The sequence below is a fragment of the Streptomyces similanensis genome, assembly GCF_039543625.1.
Classification (GTDB): domain Bacteria; phylum Actinomycetota; class Actinomycetes; order Streptomycetales; family Streptomycetaceae; genus Streptomyces; species Streptomyces similanensis.
Window position 1 is genome coordinate 1 of record NZ_BAABKC010000016.1, and the last position, 3,450, is coordinate 3,450.

Consider the following 3,450-nt stretch of genomic DNA (forward strand, 5'->3'; position numbering starts at 1 on the left):
CCCCACCACACCCCCCTCCCCACCTACCCCTTCCAACACCAACGCTACTGGCTCGACAACACCCCACCCCGAACCGCCGACCTCGACGCAGCGGGACTGGACAGCGCCGATCATCCGATCCTGCGCGCATCGGTGACCCTTCCGTCCTCGGACCGGACGCTGTTCACCGGCCGGGTGTCTCTCGACGTGCTGCCGTGGCTCGCCGATCACGCCGTACACGGCGCGGTGGTGTTCCCGGGCACCGGGTTCCTGGACATGGTCGTGCACGCGGGCCGGCGCAGCGGTCATCCCCGGCTGGCCGAGTTGACCATGGACGCGCCCCTGGTGATCGAGGAGACGGGCGGTGTGCAGGTCCGGGTCGAGGTGGGCGAGCCGGTGAATGGACGTCGCGAGGTCGCGGTGTACGCGCGTCCGGAGGACGCCGAGACCGGCGAGCCGTGGACCAGACACTGCGCGGGAGTCCTGGAGACCGAATCCGGTGCTCGTCCGGAGGAGCCGGTGCACTGGCCTCCGGCCGATGCCGTGGCGCAGGACATCAGCGGTTTCTACGAGCGGATGGAAGAGATCGGCATCGGCTACGGTCCGGCGTTCCGCGGCTTGCGGGCCCTGTGGCGGCGCGACGACGAGCTGTACGCCGAGATCCAACTGGACGGCCTCGCCGGCGACTTCCCCATCCATCCGGCGCTGTTCGACGCCGCCCTGCACGCCGGTGCCGTCGACAGCGACGGCGAGCGGGCCGACCTGCCGTTCTCCTGGTCCGGGGTCACGCTGCGCGGCCGTTCCGGTGACCGGCTGACCGCCCGGCTGATCCGCCGCGGCTCCGGTGAGGTGGCGCTGGACCTCGCCGATCCGTCCGGTGGTGTCGTCGCCTCTGTCGCGTCGCTGGTCGGTCGGCCGGTCGCCGAGGTGGCCGGGCGAACGGGACGGACTCCGCTCCTGCGTGTCGAGTGGCAGCCCGTCGTCCTGCCCTCGGTGTCCGGGGTTCCCTCCGACGCCGACGTGGTGCGGATCGATGGGCGGCAGTCGGCCCCGATGGAGGTTGCCGAGGCCGCTCGGGTGACGGCCGAGACCGCTCTCGGGTCCGTGCAGGACTGGCTCGCCCGGCAGCCCGACGCGCGCTCTCGCCTGGTCGTGGTGACCGACGGCCTCGCCGGCGAGGACCCGGCACGCCGACTGCCCGCTGCCGCGGTGTGGGGACTGGTGCGCTCGGCCCAGGTCGAGTATCCGGGCCGGATCGTGCTGATCGACGGGGACGGACCGCTGGCAGCCGCGGTGGCATCGGGGGAACCGCAGATCATGTTGCGCCCCGAAGGGGCCTTCGTGCCCCGTCTCGTGCGCGGGACGCCGACGGGCGCGGACTCTCCCTGGCGTCCGGGCACCGTCCTGCTGACCGGGGCGAGCGGTGCGCTGGGCAGCAGGGTCGCCCGGCACCTGGTCGAGACGCACGGCGTTCAGCGGCTGGTGCTGATCACCCGGCGCGGCGAGTCGGCGCCCGGCGCCCGGGATCTGGTCGCGCGGTTGCGCGCGCTCGGCGCCGAGGTGGAATGCGCGGCCTGTGACGTGGCCGATCGCCGGGCCCTGGCCGAGGTGCTGGCGGCGATACCCGAGCAGTGGCCGCTGTCCTCCGTCGTGCACTGCGCGGGTGTGGTCGACGACGCGACGTTCGCGCGGCAGTCCGGTGAACGGCTGCGGGCGGTGTTCGAGGCGAAGGTCATGGGTGCCTGGCATCTCCACGAGCTGACGCGCGGGATGGACCTGTCCGCCTTCGTGCTGTTCTCCTCGGCGGCCGGTGTTCTGGGGTCGGCCGGCCAGGCGAACTACGCGGCGGCCAACGGGTTCCTGGACGCTCTGGCCGAGACCCGGCGCGCGGAGGGACTCGCCGGGGTGTCCCTGGCGTGGGGCCTGTGGGACGTCGAGGACGGCATGGCGGGCAAGCTCGGCGCGCACGACGTGAGCCGACTGGACCGCTCCGGGCTGGTGGCGATCCGGGAGGAGCAGGGGCTGGCCATGTTCGACGCGGCGCTGTCCTCGAAGGAGGCCGTGGTCGTCCCGCTCCTCCTCGATCGCGGCACGCTGCGCGCCGCTTCGGTGGAACCGCCCGCCGTGCTCCGCGCCTTCGTCGATCGCTCGGAATCGCGCGCCGCCCGGAGTGCGGGCGAGTCCCTGCGCGACCGGATCGGCGGCCTTTCGGGGGAGGCGCGCAGGCGCGTACTGGTCGACGTGGTGTGCTCCGAGGTGGCGGCCACTCTGGGGCATGCCTCGGCGGACGCGATCGGAGCGCGTCGCAGCTTCACCGACCTGGGCTTCGACTCGCTCACCGCGGTCGAGTTGCGCAACCGGCTCACCGCGCTCACCGGGGTCGAACTCCCGGCGACCGTCGCGTTCGACCATCCGTCGCCCCAGTCCCTGGCCACCTTCCTGGACGGCGAGTTGCCCCATGCGGCCGACACGCTGCCGGCCGAGTTGGACCGCCTTGAGGCTCTGCTGACCGGGGCAGGAGAGGAAACCGATCGTGCGCACATCGCGGAGCGTCTCGAACACCTGCTCTCGGAGTGGAAGCGGCGCGGCGATGAGAACGCGGACCGGTCCGCCGATCTCGACGAGGCCACGACGCCTGAGGAATTGATGGACTTCATCGATCGCAATCTCTAACGCAGGTCCCGTTACCGTTCGTACGAAACAGCAGGGGTGGTGCGCGATGGCGCAGGAGGAAAAACTCTTCGGCTATCTGAAGCGGGTCACCGCTGATCTCCAACAGGCGCGGGAGCGTCTGTCGGAAGTGGAGGGCCGCGCCCGCGAGCCGATCGCGATCGTGGCGATGGCGTGCCGCTTCCCCGGTGGAGTGGACTCGGCGGAATCGCTCTGGAACCTGGTCGCCTCCGGTGCGGACGCGGTGTCCGGTTTCCCCACCGACCGCGGCTGGGACCTGCCAGGACTCGCCGACCCCACACACCCCGGCGGATCCATCACCCGGGAAGGCGGATTCCTCCACGACGCCGCCGAATTCGACGCCGCCCTCTTCGGCATCTCCCCCCGCGAAGCACTCGCCATGGACCCCCAACAACGACTCCTGCTGGAAACCGCCTGGGAAACCCTCGAAAACGCCGGCATCGACCCCACCTCCCTCCACGGCACCCCCACCGGCGTCTTCACCGGCGTCATGTACAACGACTACGCCGCCCGCTTCACCACCGCACCCCAAGAAGTCGCCGGCCACCTCGGCAACGGCAGCGCCCCCAGCATCGCCTCCGGCCGCATCTCCTACACCTTCGGCCTCGAAGGCCCCGCCGTCACCATCGACACCGCCTGCTCCTCCTCCCTCGTCGCCCTCCACCTCGCCGCCAACGCCCTACGCAACAACGAATGCACCCTCGCCCTCGCCGGCGGCGTCACCATCATGTCCACCCCCGGCACCTTCACCGAATTCACCCACCAAGGAGGACTCTCCCC

General features: G+C 71.5%; 2 protein-coding genes. Both read left to right on the top strand.

Annotated elements, in window-relative coordinates:
* A partial coding sequence (locus ABEB07_RS06260; RefSeq protein WP_345667381.1) for a type I polyketide synthase occupies positions 1-2,652 on the top strand: 2,652 nt, incomplete at its 5' end.
* 46 nt (positions 2,653-2,698) lie between these two features.
* Positions 2,699-3,450: beta-ketoacyl synthase N-terminal-like domain-containing protein (locus ABEB07_RS06265; protein WP_345667382.1), on the top strand; the 752-nt coding region annotated here is incomplete at its 3' end.